This window comes from Streptomyces sp. FXJ1.172, from assembly GCF_001636945.3.
GTDB lineage: Bacteria > Actinomycetota > Actinomycetes > Streptomycetales > Streptomycetaceae > Streptomyces.
This window is the reverse complement of sequence record NZ_CP119133.2, coordinates 834,092-857,633: the sequence shown is the minus strand read 5'-3', so window position 1 is coordinate 857,633 and position 23,542 is coordinate 834,092. Positions and strand designations below refer to the sequence as shown.

Sequence of the window (23,542 nt, the reverse complement as noted above, 5' to 3'; positions counted from 1 at the left end):
CAGGCATCGGGACCAACCCTGATCCGACCCCGAACTCACCCCGAGCCGACCCCGGGCGCACCGTACGCCGCCGGCTGCCACCACAAGCCGACCTTGTGCACACATTGGCGGCAGCGAGTGCCGCCGCCTGCCGAACGGGCGCCGTTCGCTGCCTCCGCATCCGAAGCACACACGGTCCCGGGCAGCGGTGGCGGCTCCGTGCCGCAGGACCCCAATGTGCGGGTCGTCCGGCTCGTTGCGCCCTCACCCCGCCCGTCTCGGATGCGGCCTGGGACCAGTCGTCATCCCGCGACCGGCCGACCAGCCGACCAGATGGGCCACCGCCTGCGGCGCGGTCACCGATGCGATTCTTGTTACCGAATGCGGACAGACCCGGGTGAACGATGCCCGCCTCGGCGTCATCTCATGGGGTGCAGTGAAACAGCCGATGCGGTCGGTCGCTCTGCGGGAGCAGGGGGAGGTGCCGCCTGACAGTCCATGGGGGAGTTTTCATCATGACCGCGCACCGTGCCTGCCGTACTGCCCGTACTGCCCGTTGTGCCGGCCTGGTGGCCGTCGCCGCCGCGGCGGCACTGTCGTTGACCGCGTGCCAGAGCGGGGGCAAGGACGCCGCCGCCGGCTCGGGGAAGAAGGTCTCCGTCTCCGCGTCCGCATCCACAGGTGACGGTGGCGGGCTCTCCGGGGCCAAAGCCGGCGAGGACAGGGCCAAGGCCAGCGGGGACAGGGCCCGGACCGGCATGCAGACGCAGACGACCGCCGTGCACCGCACCACCTCTCCTGCCACCGCACCCAAGACGACATCCCCTGTCCGCACCCAGACCCTGCCCGACGGCAGCAAGGCCGAGATCTACAAGGTCGGTGGCCAGCACTACTTCCTCAAGATCGTCCACCGCGGTGACGTCCTGGGCACCATGGACGCGAACCACCGGGCCGCCGGGCTCGACGCCAACGACATGTTCATCGTGCTCACGCAGGACGGCCGGGTCCAGTCCTGGATGGGCGGAGGACACCAGGGACCGGGCACCTTCAAGCTCATGGGCGGCTGGACGACCAAGGTCACCAAGGTCGGTGAGGACCACTGCCGCGCGCGGATCCTCGGCGATGCAGGCGGCGTGTCCGCCACGCTGGACGCGAACGGGCACGACGCCGGTGTCGAACTCGACCGCGTCTACATCGTGCTCAGCGCCGGCGGCGTGATCAGCGCCCATGCGTAGCCTCGGACCGGGGGCAGCGAGGGCACGAGCCTCGGCCCCCCATCAGCCTCATCATGTGTTCCTGGAGAGGCCGGCGAAGTGGCGCGGCACTTCGCTCGGTTCGGCCAGGTCGAGGGCGCGTAGTGCGAGCCACTGGTCATGGATGGCGCTGGGGGATCGTAGGAGCGAGCGTTTGAGCAGTGCTTCGCTGCGTGTCAGGCGCTTGCGTACGGCGGATGTCGAGATGGACATTGCGGTCGCGGTGGGGCCGATGCGTGCGTCGAGGCGCAGCCATGTGGTGAGGGTCTCCGCGATGCATGCAGGGACGTCGGGCGAGGTGACAGGGCGGAACTGTTGTTGGGCCCACACCGCGACGCGGGGCAGCGACAGGAGTTCGTCCAAGGTGGGCAACATGTTCCCCGCCCGTGCGCTGTCCGCCTCTGGCGGGGGCGGCATGTCTGCGGCGACGGTGCGCAGAGCGAGTGCCAGCGCGGCTTGGTCGGCCAGCCGATGCAGGTCTAAGCCGAGCAGTTCTTGGATGCATGTCAGGCGCGCGCTCAGGGTGTTGCGGTGGATATCCAGGTGGGCCGTCGCACGGGAGGAGAAGCTGAGCCATGACGCGGCGGTGGCCAGCAGTTCCGCGCTGTCGGGGTCCTGGGCCCGCCTGGCGCGGTGGGTACGGATCGGTGAGAGGAAAGCCTCGGCCCAGGCCGCCGCGGCAGGCCCGATGGTCGGTGCCAGCTCGGGGTTGGCCGCGAACGAGGCCTTCCGTTCGGGGCGGCCGCGTGCGGCGGCGAGAGCGTGGAAGGCCTGGGCGTAGCCGGTGGCGGTTTCCCGCAGGGGCACGGCACTGCTCTCTCCGATACAGCAGGTGGCTGCCAGCTCGGAGGACCAGACCCGTGCCGGGGCGCCGTCATCGGGCGTAAGCATGAAGAGGTGGTCGACGTACACCGGGCACGTCACGATCCATGCGTCTTCGGCCGCATCGGTCAGGTCCCTGAGCAGTTGGCCGCGAGCCCTCGGCGAGCCCTCGATGACGTACACCCGCACCATCGCGGGCAGGGCCGGGCGCAACGCCCTCGCGATCTGGCGCGCAGTGGACGTATGGCCGTTGAGGAGCAATTGCAGGACTGCTTCGCGCGTCCCGGCTTCGGCGATCCTCAGGCGATGCTGCTTGCGCCGGGTGTGTTCCGCCAGCCAGCTCAGACTCAGCACGGACGTGGCATCCGCAAGCAGGAGCGGAAGTTCATGTGGTGCCGGCCGGGGCACGACGGCAGCGAGAAGGGGCGCGGCGGCACCCCGCGATCCGTCGAGGGGAAGGACGATGCAGGTGAGTCCGTCCTGGTCGATGGCAACGGATCCCAGGCGCCGCTCAGCCAACTCTCGTGCACCGCGCAGGGCGAGATCGCGCTCGGCGTCGCCGAGGGGAGCGTGAGGCGGGTAGGGCAGGTGGGCCGGAGTACCCGCAGAGTCCATCAGAAAGACGGTGGCGCCGATGCGGTCCGCCAGCCAGCGAAGCACCGGCCTGGTGCCGCCCTTGCGGGCGGCACGCTGCATATCCAGCACGTCGTCGGCCCGTTGAATCCGTCCGGCAGCCGCCGTGCCCGCACGCAGATCACCGTGCATATCGCCCCTCGAGAGACTCGCAAGTCGGTTCGGTCGCAGAGTAGGCAGCTGCTGGCAGGGGCACAACAAGGCTCGCTGTGGAGACCGACACCGGAGGGACCGCTGCACGGTGCATACAGGTCCTTCGCGCCGCCCGGAGCCGTCACAGAACGAGCACGAGTGCCTCGGCGAGCTGTGCGAACGCAGTCCCGCCCTGGCCACGACCACCGAATACGCCCGACACCTGGCCGCGATGGTGCGCGAGCGCCGCAGCGAGCACCTGGCCCTCGAGGTCTGGCTCGCCGATGTCCGCCCCGACGGACAACGAGAACCGCGCACCCTGGCCGCCGGCATACGGGGCGACCGCGCAGCAGTTCTCGCTGCCCTGAACAGCAGCCGAGGCCGCCCCTGTTCGGGGGCGGCCTCGGCGGTACGGCTGGTGAGGGTCAGTTGACGGTGTAGCTGTAGGGGATCGCCGCCAGCACCGAACCGGTGGTGCCGATCTGGTTGTTGGCGGTGGCCACGCCACCCGGAGCGGTCACCAGATACAGCACGCCGCGCACGGTGCTGCCCTTCGCGCCGCGCGGGGTGATGGTGACCTCGAGCGAGCCGGTGGCGCCCGGCTTGACGGTGACCGGGCTGAGCGTCGGAGCCGAGGCGTTCACCGCGTGCGCGAACGGGTCGTTGGTGCTGGAGGTCAGCGCTGGGTCGAATGCCTGGGTGTGGGCGCTGGTGGTGATGGTCGACGTACCGGCCGGAGCACCGGCGGCCGGGAACGGGCCGATCTGCTGGACGTAGCTGCTCCAGAAGCCCGGGACCACCGGCTGCGCGGCGCTGCCCTGTGCGTTGACGACCGAGACGGTGGAACCGTGCTGCGCCTGCCTCAGGTCACCGAAGGAGTCCGGGGAACCGGCGGTGGCGCTCAACTCCAGTTGCGCGGGCGTCGAGGAGGCCGCGACCGAGGTCAGCCTGTCGGTGCCCGGGGGCACCAGGAAGCCGGGGGTGGTCGACGTCGGGTGCAGCGGCAGCGCGACAGTGGCCGAGGCGCCCTGCGGCACCAGCGGGACGTCCACCATCTTGGTGAGCCGACCGTCGGCCTGCACCAACTGGGTGGCCGCGGTGTTGTTCGTGTACGTCACGCGCATCGTGGTGGGCTTGTCCGCCGCCAGCTTGGCGCTGGTGCTGTTCGGCAGGCCGGTGGCGGTCGCGCGGTCCAGGTCCAGGCCGACGGTGCCGCGGAACGGCTCGTTCAGCTCGGCGCCGCTGACCGGGTTGAGGACGTTCAGCACGAACCGCCAGCGCCCGGCCGCCGGGTTGACCGCGGTGGCCGACACGCCGGGCGCGGTACCGGCCGGCGCACCGGAGGTGCCGAGCAGCGCATTGCTCTCGATGTCGACCGGAGTGCCGTCGGGGCTGATCAGCGCTCCCTGCACCAGCACGTTCGGGTCGCTGAGGGTCACCCCGGCGCGGATGTCGCGGTGACCGGACGGGACGTCGAAAGCGTAGCTGAACGACTGCGCGGGCGAGGCGTCACGGGCGTTGCCGCCGGTGATGGTGCCAGTGAAGGCACCGCCCCGGCCGGAGAGCGGGACCACGCTGCGCAGGATCACCGGAACGCTGGTCGTGTGGCCGTTGGACCCGGCCACGGTGATCGACTCGGCGCTGTCACCGCTGGTCTTCGGGGTGGTGAGGCGGACGTGCAAGGTGGTGCTGCGCCCCGGCGCCAGCCTGGTCACCTGCGGGCTGACCGAACCGGCCTGCACCGCGCGCTGGGTGGCGGTATCCAGCAGCACCGGACCGGTGAAGCCGTTGCTGCCGGCCGGGGTGTACAGGATGCCGGTCCACTGGCCCGCAACCGGGTGCGGTACGTCCACGATGCCGAAGTCGGCGGACACCGGGCCCCCTTGCGGGCGGGTGTTGGTCTCCAGCCGCCCGGACGGATCGAGCAGGGTGAGCCGGACCACCGGGGTCACGGTGGCCGAGCCCGACTTCTGCGGTTTGCCCTGCCATGCGATCGAGGCGGCCAGCCGGTCGGCGCCCGGCGGCACCGTGAACTTCACCTCGTGGTGCGCCCAGGCCGCGCCGTTGGTGGCGTACGCGAACTGCGGGTCGGTGGAGGAGTTCAGCCGCACGGTCTGCCGGGAGTTCGCCAGTGGCGCGAAGGTGCGGGTGGCGCCGGTCACCGTCTGGGTGGTGTGGCCGGTGTTGACCACGGTGACGTTGGCGGTGTGGCTGGATCCCGGGTTGCCGGAGATGTCCTGCTGGCCGGTGGTGACAGCGAGGGTGTCGCTCTGCGTGGCGCCCGAGGGGCTGTGGTAGCCGCGGGCGGCCTCCACCGCGCCGCGCACGTTCAGCAGACCGGCGCCCTGCTCCTGGGCGGGCAGGCCGAGGTCCTGGGCGCTGCCGGTCAGGAACTGCTTCACCAGCGCGGGAGTTGGCGACTGGCCGTGGTGGCTGTCCCGGTACGCCTGGATCACCAGGGCGGCCGCACCGGCGGTCAGCGGAGCGGCCTGGCTGGTGCCGCCGAACGGCTGGACCGGGCTGCCGGTGCCGTTGTAGTTGGTGCACTCGGTGTACTCGCTGGTCTTCGGCGAGCACAGTGCCCAGTCCGCCTCACCCGGCGCGACCAGGTCGACGGTGCGTCCGGCCTGGGTGAAGCCGCCGGAGGACAGCGCCGAGATGCGGTTGTCGGCCCAGGTGCCGTTGGAGAACTGGGATGCTGCGTAGCCGGTTTGCAGATAGCTCTGGTTGTCCGTCGAGGCGCCCGTGGAGATCACGTGCGGGTCGGTGGACGGGGTGCCGATGGTGCTGTTGATGCCGGCGTCACCGCTGGAGACGGTCACCGTGACACCGGCGGCCACCGCCTCGTCGTTGAACAGCGAGATGGTGTCGTGGGCACCGCTGTCCGGGGTGACGTTGCTGCCGAACGATTCGTTGAGCACGTCGACATGGGCGACCGAGACGGCGTAGTCGATGGACTGGAGGATCGCCGAGTTGGGGAACGTGGTGCCACCGGCCTTGAGCGCGACCAGGGACGCGTCGGGCGCGAAACCCTCGATCCGGATGTTGCATCCGGCGGGCAGCGGGTGGGTGGGGTTGACGAACTTCGACAGGTCGTAGCTCTGCCGGCCCTGCGCAATCATCGCCGAGGCGTCACCGAACGCCTCCGCGGCGCCGCTCGGCGCGTCCCAGCCGTCGCCCGAGAAGTCCTGATGGTCCACGACCGCGTGTGTGCCGTCGGGGCGTATGAAGTCCGGGTTGTCGGGGTCGAGGCCGTCCGCGATGTAGGCGACCTTCACTCCCTTGCCGGTGGCGATCTGATGGGCGCCGGGCGAACCCGGGGTGCCCTCGACGTGCGTCGAGTAGAGCGCCTCGGGCTCCAGCAGCGGCTTGGACGGGTCGCTGGGGCAGATGGCGTACGGGTTCTTCCCGTTGCCGTCGCCGCGGGCGCTGGGCGTGACGGACTTCGGTCCCTTGGCACCGCCCTGCGTGCCGGGTTCGGTGGCGACCGGCGGGGTCACGCGCACCGTCTCGTCCGGGACGACCGAGGCGACCGCGGGGTCGGCGGTCAGGGCCGCGCGCAGCGCCGGACTTACCGTTGCTGCGAAGGCGTTGCCGACCACGAAGCTTTTGATGTGCGTGCCGCCGTTCGCCCTGACCTTCGCCAGCAGCGGGGCCTGGGCGGCGGTGGCCGCCTTGGCCCGGGCCTTCAAGTGCCCGGAGTCGGCGGGGGTGGTGGGTATCTGGTCCTTGAGAACAACGATCACAGGTGCCGGCGCTCTGGTGTCCGAGAGCGCCTGTGCGTTCGGTGCAGAAGTCAACGGTGTGCCGTTCGCGGTGGTCCCGAAGGCCAGGACCATGGACGCGGCGGCCAGTGTGACGCCTGCCAGCTGCGGATTCCGCCAGCCGAACATCGACATCCTTTCGTCTGGTAAGACGTCAGGGGGCGCACCAGACACACGCGTTCGGTTGCCGGACACGTGCATGCTGCTGGAACACCCGTCCCGACAAGCTCACGCATTCCAGCGCATCGCCGCCTTCCCGACAAGGGCGTAATCACGCAGTTGCACCGCAACCGGTTCGTGGCCTGCTGTCGCTCAGCCGAACTGGGCCGCGTTTTCGTTGCTGAGGGGAAGTCTTGCGGGGCCGAGGGGACAGCGGGTGGTGTGTGTGGGCTGAGCCGGCTGAATGTGTTGCGCAGTGAGCTGAGCGGCATGGTGGCTTTCGCATAGGGTGGTTGGCGCGTTGTAGGTACCGGGGCGGTTCGTCACCGGCCACTGGTTTGACGAACGCCTTCAGCCGCGACCAGGGACCAGATCAGCGGCGCACCGGCCTGCCCGCCGCGGCCTGGCGGACTCTCCACTCGGTGGCCGGAACGCACTCGTGCACCGTGTAGGCCCAATCCTCGAACTTCGCGAAGAACGGGCGGGAGGTCACAGTCGCGGTAGTAGACAGTGACAGCGGTCGACCAGCTCGGCGCGGCGGCCGCCCGGAAGCCGGCCCGACGCGTCAGGGCGGGGTGCCTCGGCTCGGTCTGGAGCACAGTGCATGTGCATCACCAGGCAGGTGCCGATGCAGACGCCGCCGCGGACATCATGCTCGCAGCCGTGCGGCATCAACTGCGATTTCGCCGACCGAGAAAGCGGCCGACCACTCGACCGCAGGGCACCGGTGCTGACCGCGGCTGACCCCTGCAGCTGGCACGGTTGTGGCACGAACCTCAGCCGACGACAGTCCGCTACGACGGCCGGCATCTGATGACGGTGCCTGAGCCCTTGGCTTGGGAAGCTTCGTCGTGCTTTCCCGCAGGATCTGGCACGTGAATGGCACGACCCACTTGCCCCGAGGACCTTGGGCGGAGGCTCAGTCTTGGAGATCTGAGTGCCCGCCGAGCGGGTCAGTGCCAGCCGGAGCAGTCTCCTCGTCCGGCCTTGGGCCCGTACAAGGTGCAGGCCCTGATCCAAACGGGGTGGCTGAAGTGGAACGAGCCAGTGACGAAGTGCGTTGAAGTACCCGCGCCCTTGCGGTCGCAGCGGGTGATTTGGGACGTGGTGTTGTGAATGATGAGGACGCAGGCGCTGTGCCTGTCGGCTTTGGTGTCGTAGATCTGTCCGGCGGCTTTGGCTGTGTGGCCGCTCCAGCAGATAGATGCGTACACCGTGGCTCCGGTCATGGATGCGCTGGTGTCACGGCACTTCCAGCTCTGCGGGGCCATGGCGTTGGAATCGGGGCCGGCTGCGGCGTTTGCGGGGACTGTCAGTCCCAGGCCCGCGAGTCCGGTGAGGGCGGCGGTCACTGCCAGCGCGCCGATGCGCTTATGGATGGTCATCGTCTGGTTTCTCCCCGTGCTATTGGTGGCGCCGATTGCCGCGGCGCCTCAACCCGAGTAGGCCACAGTCGGCTTCCCGCCCGACTGCCTGGGTTGCTCTGTCGGTGTGCCACTGACGATCACCGATTACGCCTGGGCCGTGGTCTTCTGCTTGAGGCGTTCGTAGGGGGTCTGGCCGCCGAGGCCGCCGTGGGGGCGATGGTAGTTGTAGTAGTCCTCCCACTCGCGCAGTTTGTCGTTGAAGACCTCGGCGTCGTCGATGACGACACCGTCGAGGAGCCGGTAGAACTCCTAGGCGTCGATGCGGTGGGAGCGTTCGACCTTCCCGTTCAGCCGCGGAGTACGCGGCTTGATGTACGTGTGGGCGATGCCCTTGTCGAGCACGTGCCAGTGGAACGCCGACTGGAACTCGGCGCCGTTGTCGGTCTGGATCACTTCCACCTGGAACGGCAGGCGTTGGATCACGTAGTCGAGGAACTGGATGGCGGTGGCCTGGTTCAGCTGGGGGTAGATCCGTAGGACGCGCAGGCGGGTGCAGTCGTCGATCGCGGTGAACTGGAAGTACTTGTTGCGGCCGCCGCGGCGGCCCTGTGGCATCGAGGCGAGCGGCTCGATGAACTTCACGTCGATCTGCACGCGGTGGCCGGGCAGCTGCTTCTCGTATCGCTTCCATCTGCGGTCGTGGCGCTTGTAACGCTGGGAGGCCGGCAGGCGGCCCATGTCGAGACGGTTGAGGATGCGCCAGACGCCGGACTTGCTGATGGTGACGTCGTGGTACCGCTTGAGGTACATGGCGATCTTCTCGGGCCCGAAGTGGTAGTTCTGCCGGAGATGGATGATCTTTCCGACTACCTCGACGTGGGTCGCGTTCGGGGACGTTTTCGGGGCTTTGGACCGGGTCCGCAGGCCTTTGATGCCCTTGGCTTGGTAGCGGCGGTACCAGGTGTAGTAGGCCTGCCGGCTGATCCCGAAGTACCGGCAGGACATTGCGACGTTCCCGGTGACCTCTTCGACGTGGCGTATCACCGCCAGGCGCCGCCTGGCCTCGCGGGGTGGACTTCGGCATGTGGATCTCCGTAGTGATCGGAGACCCAGGTGTCAACGATGAACGTCAGTTTTAGAGCGTGATCTCCGCCGCGGTCAGACTGGCATCCATGCGTACCCCGCTGCACTCGCTGGCGCCCCTACCGGGCCCGCGCCGGTTCTGAGAATTCCACGGTAGCGCCGAGCGACGGTACGCTCCAGCTCCAGCTCCAGCTCCAGCTCCATCGCCTCGCACACGCTCCGTGTCCGCAGCGGATGGTCGGGTTCGGCGAACACGGCCATGATCTGCCTGTAGGCCGGATTCCGCGCCAGTGTCGGGCAGTTCCAGGAGCCGCGCCGGGCCGGGGTCGAGGTGCCGGTCAGCCGACGGGCCATCACATCGGTGATGGCCCTGTGCATCGGTGATTCGGCGGTGGCGGGGTGGTCCTCGACGGACACCCAGGTAGTACGCTCTACTTCGGTGCCTGGAAGCCGCCGATCTTCTGCTCAAGCAGTTCGGCCAGCCGCAGCGGGGTGCGGTCCTCGAACATCGGACCGATGAGTTGCACTCCCACCGGCAGACCCTCGGGCGACCGGCCCGCTGGTATAGCGGTGGCGGGCAGGCCGGGCATAGTGGCCAGACCGGCCCAGACGAGCTGGTCGAAGTACGGGTACTCGACGCCGTCGATGTCGATCCGGCGCTCCCTCGGATCGGGGTTGTGGTCGTGCGGGAACGCGGGAGTGGGCGTGATGGGACACACCACCGCGTCGAACTCGGCGAAGAGCTGCCGCCAGCCGTGGCGGTGGCGCTCGCGACGGCTGTTCGCCTCGACCCAGTCGCGGTGGCTGAACACCATGCCGCGCAGCAGTGCCGCATCGAGGCTCTGGTCGTCCGCGCTCAGTCCGGCGGCGCGGGCCTGCAGCTGCTCGTATGCTTCGACGGGAAAACGCGCAACGGAGCCCGAAAACAGCAACTGCCTGTAGAGCATCGCGGCTTCGGTCAGATCGGGCAGCAGCGGACTGTCCCGCTCGACGCGGGCACCGCCGTCGACAAGCGCGTCGGCCACCCGGCCCACGCCCGCCCGCACGGCGGACCCGGTCGGAATGAGCGGATGCTCGTCGAGGACCAGGACCCGGAAGTCACGGAGCCGTTCGTGGCGCGCGGGCGGCAGCGTCAAGTGGTACGCCACACCGAGCGTCAGGGGGTCGGGTCCGGCCATGACGTCGAGCAGGAGCGTGAGGTCGCGAGCGGTGCGCGCCATCGGACCGACGACGGCGAGGTCGTGCTCGACCGGCAGGGCCGGACCGGGCGGCGGGACCATGCCGCGGATCGCCGCCAGCCCGAGTGTCGGCTTGTGCGCGTAGATGCCGCAGAAATGCGCGGGGGTGCGCAACGAACCGGCGATGTCGGAGCCGATGGACAGCGCGCCGAATCCGCACGCCAGGGCCGCCGCTGAGCCGCCGGAGGATCCGCCCGACGTACGACGGTGGTCCCAGGGGTTGTTGGTGGTGCCGTAGATCTCGTTGAAGCTCTGTATATCTTGCAGCCCCAAGGGCACATTGGTCTTACCGAGCACCACCGCGCCTGCGGCCTTGAGCCGCGATACCTGCACCGCGTCCTCGGCCGGCATGTAGTCCCGGTGCGGCGGCATACCCCAAGTCGTTGGCAGTCCGGCGATGTTGTAGGACTCTTTGACCGTCACTGGAATGCCGAGCAGCGGCCGGTCCTCACCGCGGGCACGCGCCTGGTCGGCATCGCGCGCGGCGGCCCGTGCACGGTCGAAGTCCGGCACACAGATCGCGTTGACCGCATCGTCGTGCTGCTTGATACGGGCGATCGCCTCGTCGGTCAGCTCCGCCGAGGTCACGTCACCGGCACGCAAGGCAGCCGCGAGTTGTTCGGCCGTCGGAAAGTTCCACTCCATGAATCCGACCATATGGGCCTGTCGAAGAGGGCACGAAATGCCGCTTCGCACAACGGGGTGGATGTCTCCATGCTCATCTGCCTGGCGGTCCTCGACCCGATGGTCGTAGTGCTGGCGCACTCGTCCGGTCCGCGGGTGTCCGGCTGGCTACAGGTGCGCGCGCAACGTCTGCGAGAGCGCGTTGACGGTCACGTCCACTACGGCCAGGAGCTGTGCTGGACTCGCCCCGGCTCTGCTCATGACGGCGAGAGACTGGTTCACGGCTGCCACGTGCACGGCGAAAGCCTCGGCGTCCTGGTCGGTCAATCGGCCGGCCTTCAGCGCGGCGCGCAGGCGCATGAGCTGGAAGCCGAGCGCCTCTTTGGCGTGCGCCGCGACGGCCGGGCTCAGCACCGGAATCGCCATGGCCGACTGGGCGATCAGACAGCCATCGGGCAGGTCGGGATCGGCGATGCGCTCAAGGGTGACATCGAAGAACGCGCGGACAGCGGCAAGGGGCTCGGAGGCCGCACACGATAGGGCGGCGTCGTACTTTTCGCCGTAGCGCGCGGCATAGCGATCCAGGCAGCGCAGGAACAGCGTGTCCTTGTCGCCGAGCGAGGAGTAGATGGAGCTGCGGTTCAGGCCGGTTGCCCGGGACAAGTCGTCGATGGAGGTGTCGGCGTAGCCGGCGCGCCAGAACTGGGTCATCGCGGCATCGAGCGCCTTGTCCATGTCGAACTGCTTCTTGCCTGCCACGTGGCACTTCCTTGCCGATGTGTCGGTGTTCCGGATGCTGCCCATCATTCTATCCTGAACTGATCAGTTCAAGATGTGCTAGCCTTCGGGCATGATCAAGGCCAGGCGTCCCCCTGACATCGACACGTCGCGGCAGGCGCACCACGCAGCCCCGGCCACCGCCGTCGTGCTCGTCTACACCGTCGTCATGGCCGGCGGGAACCTCACCATCCCGCTTTACGACCTGTGGGCGTCGCAGTTCGGCTTCGGGCTCGTCACCACCACCCTCGTCTTCATCGCCTACGTGATAGGAGTCGCCGGCACGCTGCTCGTGGCCGGCTCGCTGTCCGACGCGATCGGGCGCCGTCCCGTCCTCGCGCTGGCGCTCGCGCTCGCAGCGCTCAGCACCCTCGGATTCGCGCTCGCCGACGGCCTGGCCGTCCTGCTGGCCTCACGGGTCCTCAGCGGCACGGCAACCGGCCTCATCACCGCAGCAGCGACCTCCTCAATCGCGGAAATCGTGCCCGGCCGCAAGGCCGCATCCGTGCTGGCCACGGCCGCCAACGTCGGCGGCCTGAGCCTCGGCATCATCGCTGCGGGTCTGCTCGCGCAGTTCGCCCCCGGCACCGACCCGCACCGTGTTCTGGTGCTACCTGGCCGTCTGTGCCGCGGCCGGCATTGCCTGGCTGAAAGTGCCGGAGACTTCAGTCCGAAGGACCCGCTGGCAGCCTCGGGTTCGTCGGCCGGCACTTCCCCGCGGCGCGGGCCGGGCCCGCTCGTTTCTCGCCAGCGGCGTGCTCGCCGCTGCCGCCTCCGGCGTGAACGGCTTCTTCTCGTCTCTGGCCCCCGCGTTCCTACGCGACGACCTGAACATATCGAACCTGGCCGTCATCGGCGCAGGCGTCGGAATCCTGTTCATCAGCGCACTGCTGGCTCAGGTCGTCGCACCGCCGGCCATCCTGCGACGCAGCACCGGGACAGCCCTGCTGGCCATCGGAATGATCGTCATCGAGGCGGCGCTCTGGATCCGCTCCGCGCCGGTCTTCATCGTGGGCACCGTCTTCGCCGGGGCAGCTGTCGGGACTCTGTTCCGCCACGGCCTGGGCGTCACGGACGCACTCTGCGATCCCGGCAACCGCGCTGAGTTCAGCGCCACGTATTTCCTGTTCATCTATTCCGGGCTCGTCGTCCCCGTCCTGCTACTGGGCCTTGTCGATCAGGCCGTCGGGACCCGGATCTCGAGCACCACGCTGGCTGCCCTCGTCATCTGCATCGCCCTCGCGGGCCTGGCCCTCGGGCGAACCGCCGGACCAGCACACCCCAACACCGATGGAGGATCCCATGGCTGACTCCGAAAGTAACCCCGTCCGCGACCTGCCCTTGCACGACCTGGCCGGATTCACCCACTGCTGGGTCGGCGCAGACGGCGTCCGCCTGCATGCCGTCGAAGGCGGACAGCCGGACGGCCCGGCTGTCGTCCTGCTCGCCGGGTTCCCGCAAACCTGGCGGGCCTGGCGAAAGGTCATGCCCAGCCTCGCCGGCCGGTTCCGCGTCATCGCGATCGACCTGCCGGGCCAGGGCCACTCCGAGCGCCCGGAGATCAGCTACGACACCCACACGGTCGCCGCCCACGTCCACGCCGCCGTGAACGCTCTCGGAGTGCCGGCCTACTGGCTGGCCGCCCACGACATCGGCGCCTGGGTCGCCTTCTCGCTCGCCCTCAACTACGAAAGCCATCTGCGCGGGGTCGCCCTGCTCGACGCCGGAATTCCCGGCATCACCCTCCCGGAAACGATTCCCACCGACCCGGACCGGGCGTGGAAGACCTGGCATTTCGCGTTCCACCTCGTGCCCGGCCTGCCCGAGACGCTGCTGGCCGGCCGCGAACGGGAGTACGTCGGCTGGTTCCTGAAGGCGAAAACCCTCGCTCCCGGAGCATTCGACGATGCCGACCTCGACCACTACGCAGCGGCCCTCGCCGCCGACGGCGGCCTCCGCGCCTCCCTCGCCTACTACCGAGACGCCGCCGAGTCGGCGCGCAAGAACCACCAGGCGCTCGAGCGGCAGCACCTGACCGTGCCCATCCTCGGGATCTCCAGCAGCCACGGCTCCATCCCGGACATGGCGGCCTCCATCAGCCCGTGGGCCGACAACACCACCGGAGTCATCGTGCCCGACGCCGGGCACTTCATCCCCGATGAGCAGCCCGAAGCCGTCGCTGCCGCCATAGCCGGCTTCATCGCCGGCGGCGACTGACGCCGCTCAGAATTGGCTTGGCCCCCGTCCCGTCCAGTCTGTCGTGGGGTGTGACCCGACGCCGTGCTGGTGGCCGGATGAGAGAAGGTACGCGGCCATTGGTACGCCCCTCGGCCTGAAGCGGCGCTGCGCGTGACGTCCGTCGGTGCAGGTGGTGGTGGCGGGCGTCGGACGACCGCAGACCCCGTGCCAGCAGCATGCCGGTGGACAGTGCTGTCACGTGGCCGACGGGGGTGACTGCCAGCGTGGTCAGGCCGCTCGTGATGTGCGGTGCGCGCACCGTGAGCGCGGCGAGCGCGGTCCGCCGGTGCCACCGCCGGGCCCCTGCTGCCACCACGGCGGCCAGGGCCGAGACGATCACGTAGGACGGGCCGACGTCCAGCGTCGCACGCAGCGCCGGGTCTGCTTGGCCCGCCGCGATCCGCGCTGCCAGCAGCCCTTCGCTCACCAGTGTGCCGAGGAGTTGGCCGGCCGCGATCAGCGCGAGGGCCCGCATGTTGGCCGTAGGTCCGCTTCACGTGGGTGCGGCATCCTCCTTGTCCGAGTGCGCGATCACCAGCACCCCGTCGAGGTCCACGGGCACCGTCCCGCCCGCATCAGGCGCTTCCCGGTCGGCCAACCGCCAGACACGCTGGCGGACTTCAGCCCGCGCGGCACGGATGGCCCGCAGGGCCTTCTCCCCGGAGGCTGCGAGTGTGTCGATGAGGCGGGAGACCGTAGGGTCGGCCGGTCGGCACGCAGGGCCGTGGCCAGCGCGGTCATCTCCAGCGCAGTCAGCAGCAGGACGCCGAGAAAGGCGGCGCCCTCTCCGGTCTGCGGGAGGGGCAGGTGCCTCATCGCCGTCTCCCTCCTTGCTCCGTCTTCCATCGTGGTCTGTGCACGGGCCGCGTGTCCTGGGGCCGACCGTCCCCTTACGGAATCCGTACGCGCTCCGGCCCAGGTGATCAGGCCAGTGCCCGGCGCCGGTCGTGCTCGGTTTCCTCGTCCTCCAGGTGCCAGTGCAGGTCACGCACTCCCGGCTCCAGTGACAGCCGGGCGATGACCTGCTCCAGCGCGGGGGGCGACCTGGCCGCTGATGGTGACGGTGGCGCGCAGGCTGGTGGCCTGGTCGTCGTCCTCGCGGCGGGCGCGCAGCCCGGTTGGTGCCAGGGCGCTGGTGGTGAGGGCCTGCAGCAGCTGGGCCCGCACGTGGGTCTCGGACTGCCGCTCGCACACCACGTGCACAGTGGCCCGTACGGCGGCGTCGGGGATTCGTTGATCCGGGCACGTCGTTTGACGGACGGTCTACGTTCCGCTCTGGTCTCGCAGCATATTGCGGTCAGGGCCGAAGAGGGCCCAGCGCGGAGTCACCATGCCGGACAGCCGTATGTTGAGGGGCATGAGCGGCTCCGCTCTCTCGTCGGAAGTGATGAGGGGCTCACGGCCGGACGAACTGGGTCTCGGCGGCGCTGACGTCGACGGCCGGGACGGGCGGGGGCCGGCGGGCCGTGTCGCTGACCTTGATCAGAACGGCGACCAGCAGCCAGTTGGCGACCATGGACGAGCCGCCCTGGGCGAGGAAGGGCAGGGCCTTGCCGGTGAGTGGGATGAGCCCGGTGACTCCGCCTACGACGACGAAGACCTGGAGGACGAGCGCCGAGGCCAGGCCGCCGGCGAGCAGCTTGCCGAACGGGTCGGTGACGGTGAGGGCCGTCCGTAGTCCACGCTCGGCGAGCAGCGCGTAGAGCAGGATGACGAGCGTCACCCCGGTCAGGCCGAGTTCCTCGCCGACCGTGGTGAGGATGAAGTCGCTGCGCCCGGCGAAGCCGATGAGTTCCGGGTGGCCCTCGCCGAGGCCGCTGCCGAAGATGCCGCCCGAGCCGAAACTGAACAGGGCCTGCGCGGCCTGGTCCGAGACCAGCCCAGGCGGCCGTTTGTCGGGCGGGAGGAAGATGTCCATGGGGTGCAGCCAGGCGACGACACGGCCGTGGACGTGCGGTTCGAACGAGCCGACGACGAAGGCTCCGACGGCGAACATCACGACGCCGAACACCACCCAGCTGGTCCGCTCGGTGGCGACGTACAGCATGATCACGAACAGGCCGAAGAAGATCAGCGAGGTACCGAGGTCCCGCTCGAAGATCAGGACGAGCAGGCTCAGGATCCACACGGCCGCGACCGGGCCCAACTGCCGCCCGCGCGGCAGATACATGCCCATGAGCCGCCGTCCGGCGAGAGCGAGGGCGTCCCTGCGCATCGTCAGATACCCGGCGAAGAAGACCACGATGACGATCTTCACGAACTCTCCGGGCTGGAAGGACAGCGGGCCGATGAAGATCCACCGCTTGGCGCCGTAGACGTCACCGGGGTAGAACGCCGGCGCCATCAGCAGGACCATGCCCACGGCGATCGTGACGTACGGATACCGCTGCAGCCTGCGGTGGTCCCGCAGCAGCACCACCGCTGCGGCGAACACCACCACGGCTATCCCGCACCACATCAACTGCCCCGGTGCCGCGGGCGTCGAGTGGTGGTAGTGCGTCCCGTACGCGATGTCCAGCCGGTGGATGAGGACGAGCCCCAGACCACTGAGCAGCGTGGCCAGCGGCAGGATCAGCGGATCGGCCTGCGGCGCGAACCGGCGTACGACGACGTGGCACACCAGCGGCAGTACGGCCGCCCCCGCGCACGTCGTCGCCATGCCCGGCGGCAGATTCCCGGCGACGGCGAGGGACGTCTCGGCATAGCCGTATATGCAGATGAGGATGGCGCCTATCAGCAGGACCAGTTCTAGCCCCCGGTCGCTAAGGCGCCCTGACCGGTCCGGCCGCACGATCAGTTTCGCCGGTCCATGCCGACCCCTCATGCCTTCCCCCTCGATCGGGTCCATCGCCTTGAATCCCGATTAGGGACACGGCCAACAGAGTTATATGGTTGCGCAACAATGCAAACGAACTGTAGCCGAGGCCAGGTAAGAGGAGGGTCGGCGTGGCGGCACGCAGGTGGGGGCGTCGCAAGGCGTGGCCGGTGGTGATCGGGCTGGGTGTGGTGCTCTCGCTCGTGAGCTATCTCGCTGTTCGCTACATCCACTCGCCGACTCCCGACGAGTGTAGGGCGAACGGCCCGGACGGTACGACGGTCACGCTCGATCCGGACCAGGCATCCCACGCCGCGACCATCGCCGCAGTGGCCCACGCGCGCGGCTTGCCGGAGCGTGCCGTCACCATCGGCCTGGCGACCGCGATCCAGGAGTCCAAGCTCCGCAATCTCTCCTACGGTGACCGGGATTCCCTAGGTCTGTTCCAGCAGCGCCCGTCCCAGGGCTGGGGAAGCCCCGCCCAGATCACTGACCCCGTCTACGCGTCGGGCCGGTTCTTCGACGCGCTGGTCAAGGTGCCGGACTATCTCGGTCTTCCGGTCACCGTAGCCGCACAGAAGGTCCAGCACAGCGACTACCCGGAGGCGTACGCCCAGCACGAGGACATGGCGGCGACGCTGGCCGACGTGCTGACGGGGCGGGACGGGCCGGCGCTGAGCTGCACGGTGAGCGGGGCGATGGCGGACGGAGCTACGGCGGCCGGAACCGAATCGAGTGCCTCGAGCGAGGAGAGCGCCCCCGCTGGGGGGAACGGCGCGGCTGGTTCGGTGGACGCGGGGGGCTCGGTGCCGCAGGGCCACGCCGGTGTCGCGGCGGCCGTCCGGCGCGAGTTCGGCCGGGTGCCGGCTGCCCTGCCCGCGACCGGCGGCGGCAATGTGAGCTACCCGATCGCGGCCGATCGGACGGCCACGGGCTGGTCCCTCGCCCTGTGGCTGGTCTGCCACGCCACCGAACTGCACGCCACCTCCGTGACGTTCGCCGGCCGGCGCTGGAGCAGCACCGCGTCAGACCAGGGCTGGACACACACCGCATCCGCGTCCGCAGTCGTGTCCTCGTCCGGGGAAGCATCGACGCTGGCGGTGACCCTGAGCTGACGGGCGCGGTCATCGGCATCCCGCAGCCAGTACACGGTGCGGGAGCAAGCGACCGCGTACGCGCACGGACAACCACCACAGATGGTGTGCTCTCGGCTATGGGGGGTAAGCGCCGGACAAGGGCCGACGGGAGACTGTGCCGGGGCCGAGGACGACCAGGGAGGGCTTGTGACGGCGACAGGCGCCAGTGCGACCACGGAGACCGCCATGGAGCTGCCCCGGATCAGCGAGCCACAGAAGGTCGCACCTGAGGATGCCAGGCAACTGTCCAAGGCGTTCTTCGACAAGCTCGCGGTCCTCGAAGAGGGCACCGAGGAGCACCAGTACGTCCGCAACACCCTCATCGAGATGAACATGTCGCTGGTGCGCTACGCGGCCAGCCGCTTCCGCACCGCCAACGGCCAGTCGATGGAGGACATCGTCCAGGTCGGCATCATCGGCCTGATCAAGGCCATCGATCGCTTCGAGATCGCACGTGAGGTCCAGTTCACCAGCTTCGCGGTGCCGTACATCGTAGGGGAGATCAAGCGGTTCTTCCGCGACACCACTTGGGCGGTACACGTCCCACGCCGGCTTCAGGAAGCACGGGCCGAACTCTCGAAGGCCACGGAGGAACTCGCGAGTCGGCTGGGTCGCTCACCCAAGGTCTCCGAACTCGCGGCCTTGATGAACCTCACCGAGGAGGAGGTCGTCGAGGCCCAGATCGCCGCGAACGGCTACACGTCGGCGTCGCTCGATGCTCCCCTCAGCTCCTCGGACGAGGACAACGAGGCGGCGCTGTCCGAAGTCATCGGCCTTGAGGATCAGGCCCTGGAACTCGTGGAGGACTTCCGCTCTCTCGCTCCCCTTCTCGCCGATCTCAGCGAGCGGGAGCGCCTGATCATTCATCTGCGGTTCGTCGAGGAGCGGACACAGGCCGAGATCGGCAAGCGGCTCAGCATCTCCCAGATGCACGTGTCCCGCCTGCTCTCCCGACTTCTGGCCCGCCTACGTAGCGGCATGCTCTCTACCACCTGACGGTGCGCCTGTCCGGAGGCGGTCAAGATGGCTGGCGACGTCGGTCCTGCGCCTCTCCCGATGAGCAGCCGGTGGCGCCCGCCTGTCGTCGGCTGCCTCCGCGGGCGCCACCAGCGTCGCAGAGCACATCGCGCCTCAGCCTTCAAGACAAGGCAGACACCTCTCCATGGTTCTCGCCATGAGGTGCGTCGTGTTCGGCACGGGGACCTGGGAGTTCAACCTGACACTGCTCTTGGGCGAAGGCGCGCTTGTCGACGGCGTCGCCCGCAGTGGGCACGATGGCCAGCAACTCGTGCAGGCCAGTGATCTCGATGACGCGGAGCACGGGCGCGGTGACAGCGGCCAGGGTGAGACTCCCGTTGGCTTCACGGGTTCCGTGCCATAGCCGGACCAGGGCGTTCAACCCGGCAGAGACACAGAAGCCGACCCCCGACAGGGCCAGGACCAGGTGACATCGCCCATCCCGCATGAGCGTAGCCGCGTACGCGTCCAGACCGGCCGAGCTGAAGCAGCCCAGGTCTTCCGTGACACGGATGAGCGCGAGAGACCCGCAGGCGTACGGGGTGGCGAGAGGCGAATCGTCGTGCGCCCGGCGGATGCTGGCCGCCGCTTTGGAGGCGGAAGTCAACCAGTACATAGCCGAGTTGGCTGGCGAGCGGGACGAGCGCGGACGCCGCCTGGTGGTCCGCAACGGCCACCACCGGCCCCGCACCGTCGCGACCGCTGCCGGGCCGGTCGAGGTCACCGCGCCCCGGGTGAACGACCGCCGCATGGATGAGGCCACCGGGGAGCGCAAGCGGTTCTCCTCTCGGATCCTGGCCCCGTGGTGCCGCAAGTCCCCGAAGGTCTCCGAGGTCCTGCCCCTGCCCTACCTGCACGGACTGTCCTCGGGTGACTTCGTGCCCGCGCTGGAGCAGTTCCTCGGATCGGCTGCTGGGCTGTCGCCGGCCACGGTGCCCCGGCTGACCAGGCAATGGCAGGACGACCACGCCGCCTTCCAGCAACGCGACCTGTCGGACCGCGACTTCGTCTACGTATGGGCTGGCAGCGTGCACCCTAAGGTCCGCCTCGGACAGGCCCACTCCTGCCTGCTGGTGCTGCTCGGGGTCCGACTGGACGGCACCAAGGAGCTGATCGCGCTCGCGGAAGGACTGCGGGAGTCCACCGACTCCTGGGCCGACCTGCTGCACGGCTGCCGCCGCCGAGGCATGCGCGACCCCGAACTGGTGGTCGGCGACGGCGCGATGGGCCTTTGGAAGGCACACGGAGGCTCTTCTCGGCGTCGTCGGGGTCCTGTCCAGCTGGGCGCGTCGCCCACACGAACAACCATCCTTCGGCCGGATCGACCCTCGGCGCCGCCCGGTTCGACGGGGCGCAGTTCTCCAGCGCCTGGTTCGGCGGGGCGCAGTTCTCCGACGCCGCCCGGTTCGACGGGGCGCGGTTTGAGGGTGTGTCGGTGTTGGGGCCGTTGGTATGCGCGGAGTGGGTGACGCTATCTGGGGCGGTCTTTGTGATGCCGGTGACGTTGGAGATAGCGGCGCGGAGGCTGGCGTGTCAGCGGACGCGGTGGAAATCGACGGCGATCCTGACGGTGCGATACGCGGCCGTGGACCTCAGTCATGCGGTCCTGACCGCCCCCGCCGCGGTCCACACCCACCCCACCCCCTTTATCCACAACAACACGGCGATGAGTGAGGACCCTCTAGTAGGGCTTGGTCAGGTTCGTATTGGGGTGGGTATGTCTCGGTGGCAGGTGGGGCAGGTGCCGGCCCAGAGGGCGAGGAGTGTCTGCAGCTCGCGGACTGCTTGGTAGAGGCTCAGTCCTGCGCCGTGTCTTTTGGGGCGCCTGCCAGGCGTCGGAGGGTGCAGAAGGCGTGGGCGGCGGAGACGAGGGTGACGTGGTGGTGCCAGCCGTTCCAGGTGCGGCCCTCGAAGTGGGCAAGTCCCAGGGCCTGTTTCATCTCGCGGTAGTCGTGTTCGATGCGCCAGCGGAGCTTGGCCAGCCGCACCAGTGTGGCCAGGGGCATGCCGGAAGGCAGGCTGGACAGCCAGAACTGCACCGGCTCCGGCTCGGTGGCGGGCCATTCGGCCAGCAGCCAGCGCTCGGACAGTTCCGCACCCTTGGTGGCCTGGCGGATCTCGCGTCCGGCGGGCCGGATGCGCAGGGCGACGAAACGCGAGTACATGCGCTTGAAGCCGCTGCGGCCCGTTCCCGGCCGGGAGCCCTCGCGCCAGGACACCGGCCGGGCCGCCTGCTGGCCAGCCTGGATGACCAGTTCCTTCACCGTCATCGGCTTGTCCGGATACGTCGCCACCGGCGGGCGGCCAATGCCCTGGTAGGCGGGGTGATCGGCCGCGCATGTCCGGGATGAGCGGTGAGCCGGGAGGAGATACCGACGGCGTAGGCCAGCTTCCGTTCCTCCAACCCCAGGCGGAAGGCGGTGGCGTCGCCGTATCCGGCGTCCGCGACGACCAAGGGGACGTCGACGCCCCAGCTGCGGGCCTCGTCGATCATGTCCAGGGCCAGCTGCCACTTCTCCACATGACCGGCCTCGGCGGGGATCTGGCACCGTTTACGGCGGGCGACCTTGGCCGCATCCGCCTCCGGCGAGGCCGGATCCCAGGAAGCGGGCACAAACAGCCGCCAGTCGATCGCGGCCGAGGCACGGTCGGTAGCCAGGTGCAGCGACACTCCCACCTGGCAGTTGGTGACCTTGCCCGCGGTCCCGGTGTACTGCCGCGACACACACGCCGAGGCGTCCCCGTCCTTGAGGAAACCGGTGTCGTCGACGATCAGCGCTTCCGGCCTGATCGCGTCCTGCATCTTCCAGGCCAGGCGGGCCCGCACGTGCGCCGGATTCCATGGGCTCGTTGTCACGAAGTGGGCCAGTGCCTGCCGGTTGCCGTCCTCGCCCAGCCGGGCCGCCATCGGCTCCACCGACTTGCGCCGCCCGTCCAGCAGCAGCCCGCGCACATACACCTGCCCCCACCGCCGCTGGTCAGCACGGAAGAACCCGTCGAACAACTCCGCCGTGAACGCCTCCAGGTCCTCCCGGACCTCGGCCATCTCCCCAGGTGTCACACCACCACAACGACACCCGAGCCCAACAGACACGCCACTCACGAATGAAGCTGACCAAGCCCTACTAGTGACGCGCGGGGTGCGGATGGCAGACTTCGAGATCCGGCTCGGCCTGGTGGATCCGGGTCGGATCGGGGCCGTGCTCTTCCGGTCGGTCACCGCGACGGCTCGGGTCGAGGCAGATCCAGCCCCCCGGCGGCCCAAGAACTCGGCGAGGCCCCCCGGTGCCCGTAGGTGCCAGAGCCGAGGAGGGCTCCGGGCCGAAACCTCGATGCCTCGGGAGATGTACGCGGCCGGCACCCTTTCGGTCGAGTGGCGCATTGCCGTCCAGGCTCCAGCCGGTCAGGTGGGATCCGAACACGACGCTATCCGAACAGGCGCCGCTGGATCTCCCGCCGGTAGTCCTCGAGTGTCCTGTCCAGATGTGCCGCCGTAGCCTCGGCCGCCTCGTCCGGCCGGCCGTCGCGAATGGCGCGGTAGATCACCTCGTGCTCAAGGACCGCGGACTCGGTGCCATCGCCGAGCATGTCATGGATCCCGATCGCGCTGGACTGCCGCTGCAGACGTCGGGCGTCACGCACGGCGCTGACGAGGAAGGCGTTGTGCGAGGCCGTAGCCACGGCCTCGTGGAAGTCGTCGTCCGCCTGGTTGAACTCGTCGACCCGGCCGTGGACGAATCCGTGCCGGCACTGCTCCACGGCCACCTCGATGGTTCGCAGCTCGGCGGGCGTGGCACGGGTGGCGGCCAGACTGCTCGCGGCCATCTCCTGAACCCTGCGGAACTCGAAGAGCATGAGTACATGGTCGAGGTCGACGGGGCGGAAGAATCCGCCCCAGCGGCTGGTGATGAGCATGCCCTCGTCGTCCGCGACGAACAGTCCACGCCCCTTGTGCGCCCTAACCCGGCCGAGCGCCGAAAGGATCTTCACGGCCTCCCGTACGACGGCCCTGCTGGTGTTCAGCCTCTGGGCCAGGTCGTTCTCCGTGGGCAGGCGATCGCCCGCCGCCAGACGGGCCTCGGCGATGAACTCGAGAATGCGCTCCGCCACGACTTCGTAGCCGGGGCGGTAGTCACGCCGCTCGTATGAGCCGTTCACCGCTGTTGCCGCAGTGGGAGAGGCCTGCGCCGGCAAGGCGTCATCGGTCGCGGGCGTGTCGTTCATCTGTCCTGCCTTCGGGATGACTGCTACGAGGGCGGTTGATCGCTGTGGAACTGCGCTCATCGTACGCCCAGGTCACCTCTCAACCCCTAATGAGTCGTACTCATCAGGTGGAATATCTACGTCGAGGAGTTGTGGTCGCAATGACCTAAATGGGAAGTTTATGTGGATTTCACGCCCATTAATTGCAGGGCGCTCATCGCAGATCGTGGCCATAAAGACTGCTTACACCCTTGACGGATCCTTCGATAAGGCGCCTAATTTCTTCCGCGACGGCAAGCGGG

Annotated in this window: 18 protein-coding genes and 5 pseudogenes; 9 read left to right on the top strand and 14 right to left on the bottom strand. The window is 69.0% G+C overall.

The window, feature by feature from the left end; translation table 11 throughout:
* The first annotated feature begins 494 nt into the window (after nt 1-494).
* Nucleotides 495-1,214 (top strand): hypothetical protein, encoded by a 720-nt coding sequence (locus A6P39_RS04180; RefSeq protein WP_067039303.1) that lies wholly within the window; start codon nt 495-497, stop codon nt 1,212-1,214.
* A 51-nt stretch (nt 1,215-1,265) separates the two neighbouring features.
* Here A6P39_RS04180 and A6P39_RS04175 read toward each other — a convergent pair whose 3' ends face one another.
* Nucleotides 1,266-2,819: a helix-turn-helix domain-containing protein gene (locus tag A6P39_RS04175; protein WP_079133099.1), complete on the bottom strand. Its 1,554-nt coding sequence runs from the start codon at nt 2,817-2,819 to the stop codon at nt 1,266-1,268.
* Nucleotides 2,820-2,928: 109 nt separating this feature from the next.
* Between A6P39_RS04175 and A6P39_RS04170 the strand changes: the two genes are divergently transcribed.
* Nucleotides 2,929-3,252, top strand: a complete 324-nt coding sequence (locus A6P39_RS04170) for a hypothetical protein (RefSeq protein WP_159395921.1) — start codon at nt 2,929-2,931, stop codon at nt 3,250-3,252.
* Here A6P39_RS04170 and A6P39_RS04165 read toward each other — a convergent pair.
* From A6P39_RS04165 to A6P39_RS04140, 6 genes and pseudogenes are all read right to left on the bottom strand, one after another.
* The gene (locus A6P39_RS04165; protein WP_067039304.1) at nt 3,245-6,712 is read right to left on the bottom strand and encodes a S8 family serine peptidase; all 3,468 of its coding nucleotides are present in this window, start codon (nt 6,710-6,712) and stop codon (nt 3,245-3,247) included. The two genes, A6P39_RS04170 and A6P39_RS04165, sit on opposite strands and share 8 nt — an antisense overlap.
* Before the next feature lie 983 nt (nt 6,713-7,695).
* A complete protein-coding gene (locus A6P39_RS04160) occupies nt 7,696-8,127 on the bottom strand; it encodes a hypothetical protein (RefSeq protein WP_159395922.1) in 432 nt (143 codons plus the stop codon).
* A 126-nt stretch (nt 8,128-8,253) separates the two neighbouring features.
* Nucleotides 8,254-9,222: pseudogene (locus tag A6P39_RS04155) on the bottom strand (IS481 family transposase).
* Nucleotides 9,223-9,267: 45 nt separating this feature from the next.
* Nucleotides 9,268-9,609, bottom strand: a complete 342-nt coding sequence (locus A6P39_RS04150; protein ID WP_067039306.1) for a hypothetical protein — start codon at nt 9,607-9,609, stop codon at nt 9,268-9,270.
* Between the two features lie 14 nt (nt 9,610-9,623).
* The gene (locus A6P39_RS04145; protein ID WP_067039318.1) at nt 9,624-11,075 is read right to left on the bottom strand and encodes an amidase; all 1,452 of its coding nucleotides are present in this window, start codon (nt 11,073-11,075) and stop codon (nt 9,624-9,626) included.
* A gap of 147 nt (nt 11,076-11,222) precedes the next feature.
* Nucleotides 11,223-11,813 (bottom strand): TetR/AcrR family transcriptional regulator, encoded by a 591-nt coding sequence (locus A6P39_RS04140; protein WP_067039319.1) that lies wholly within the window; start codon nt 11,811-11,813, stop codon nt 11,223-11,225.
* Nucleotides 11,814-11,904: 91 nt separating this feature from the next.
* On the opposite strand from A6P39_RS04140, the pseudogene A6P39_RS04135 reads away from it, so the two are divergent.
* The 3 genes and pseudogenes from A6P39_RS04135 to A6P39_RS04125 form a co-directional block, all read left to right on the top strand.
* Nucleotides 11,905-12,348: pseudogene (locus tag A6P39_RS04135) on the top strand (MFS transporter); the annotation flags it as partial.
* 82 nt (nt 12,349-12,430) lie between these two features.
* A complete protein-coding gene (locus A6P39_RS04130; RefSeq protein ID WP_234378702.1) occupies nt 12,431-13,141 on the top strand; it encodes a hypothetical protein in 711 nt (236 codons plus the stop codon).
* Nucleotides 13,122-14,048 (top strand): alpha/beta fold hydrolase, encoded by a 927-nt coding sequence (locus A6P39_RS04125; protein WP_067039307.1) that lies wholly within the window; start codon nt 13,122-13,124, stop codon nt 14,046-14,048. The genes A6P39_RS04130 and A6P39_RS04125 overlap by 20 nt, the downstream gene beginning before the upstream one ends.
* Here A6P39_RS04125 and A6P39_RS04120 read toward each other — a convergent pair.
* The 4 genes and pseudogenes from A6P39_RS04120 to A6P39_RS04105 form a co-directional block, all read right to left on the bottom strand.
* A complete protein-coding gene (locus A6P39_RS04120) occupies nt 14,029-14,544 on the bottom strand; it encodes a rhomboid-like protein (protein ID WP_067039308.1) in 516 nt (171 codons plus the stop codon). The two genes, A6P39_RS04125 and A6P39_RS04120, sit on opposite strands and share 20 nt — an antisense overlap.
* Nucleotides 14,480-14,823 (bottom strand): annotated as a pseudogene (locus A6P39_RS04115) (IS1380 family transposase); the annotation flags it as partial. The gene A6P39_RS04120 and the pseudogene A6P39_RS04115, both read right to left, overlap by 65 nt.
* A gap of 230 nt (nt 14,824-15,053) precedes the next feature.
* Nucleotides 15,054-15,263, bottom strand: a complete 210-nt coding sequence (locus tag A6P39_RS04110; protein ID WP_199840657.1) for a hypothetical protein — start codon at nt 15,261-15,263, stop codon at nt 15,054-15,056.
* Between the two features lie 202 nt (nt 15,264-15,465).
* Complete coding sequence (locus A6P39_RS04105) at nt 15,466-16,893, bottom strand: FtsW/RodA/SpoVE family cell cycle protein (RefSeq protein ID WP_079133103.1); 1,428 nt, start codon at nt 16,891-16,893, stop codon at nt 15,466-15,468.
* Between the two features lie 122 nt (nt 16,894-17,015).
* Here A6P39_RS04105 and A6P39_RS04100 point away from each other — a divergent pair, with 122 nt between their 5' ends.
* Nucleotides 17,016-17,999, top strand: coding sequence for a heavy metal transporter (locus A6P39_RS04100; RefSeq protein WP_199840658.1), 984 nt, complete (start codon nt 17,016-17,018; stop codon nt 17,997-17,999).
* 168 nt (nt 18,000-18,167) lie between these two features.
* Nucleotides 18,168-19,016: a SigB/SigF/SigG family RNA polymerase sigma factor gene (locus A6P39_RS04095; protein WP_443052816.1), complete on the top strand. Its 849-nt coding sequence runs from the start codon at nt 18,168-18,170 to the stop codon at nt 19,014-19,016.
* A gap of 142 nt (nt 19,017-19,158) precedes the next feature.
* Here the strand turns inward: A6P39_RS04095 and A6P39_RS04090 are convergent, their stop codons facing one another.
* Nucleotides 19,159-19,653, bottom strand: coding sequence for an STAS domain-containing protein (locus A6P39_RS04090; protein ID WP_079133100.1), 495 nt, complete (start codon nt 19,651-19,653; stop codon nt 19,159-19,161).
* On the opposite strand from A6P39_RS04090, the pseudogene A6P39_RS04085 reads away from it, so the two are divergent.
* A pseudogene (locus A6P39_RS04085) lies at nt 19,604-20,278 on the top strand (transposase); the annotation flags it as partial. The gene A6P39_RS04090 and the pseudogene A6P39_RS04085 sit on opposite strands and share 50 nt — an antisense overlap.
* A complete protein-coding gene (locus A6P39_RS04080; protein ID WP_275883800.1) occupies nt 20,269-20,829 on the top strand; it encodes a pentapeptide repeat-containing protein in 561 nt (186 codons plus the stop codon). The pseudogene A6P39_RS04085 and the gene A6P39_RS04080, both read left to right, overlap by 10 nt.
* Before the next feature lie 4 nt (nt 20,830-20,833).
* On the opposite strand, the pseudogene A6P39_RS04075 reads toward A6P39_RS04080, so the two are convergent.
* Nucleotides 20,834-22,083: pseudogene (locus tag A6P39_RS04075) on the bottom strand (IS701 family transposase).
* Between the two features lie 380 nt (nt 22,084-22,463).
* On the bottom strand, nt 22,464-23,261 hold the full coding sequence (locus tag A6P39_RS04070) for a FadR/GntR family transcriptional regulator (RefSeq protein ID WP_067039059.1): 798 nt from the start codon (nt 23,259-23,261) through the stop codon (nt 22,464-22,466).
* Between the last annotated feature and the right edge of the window lie 281 nt (nt 23,262-23,542).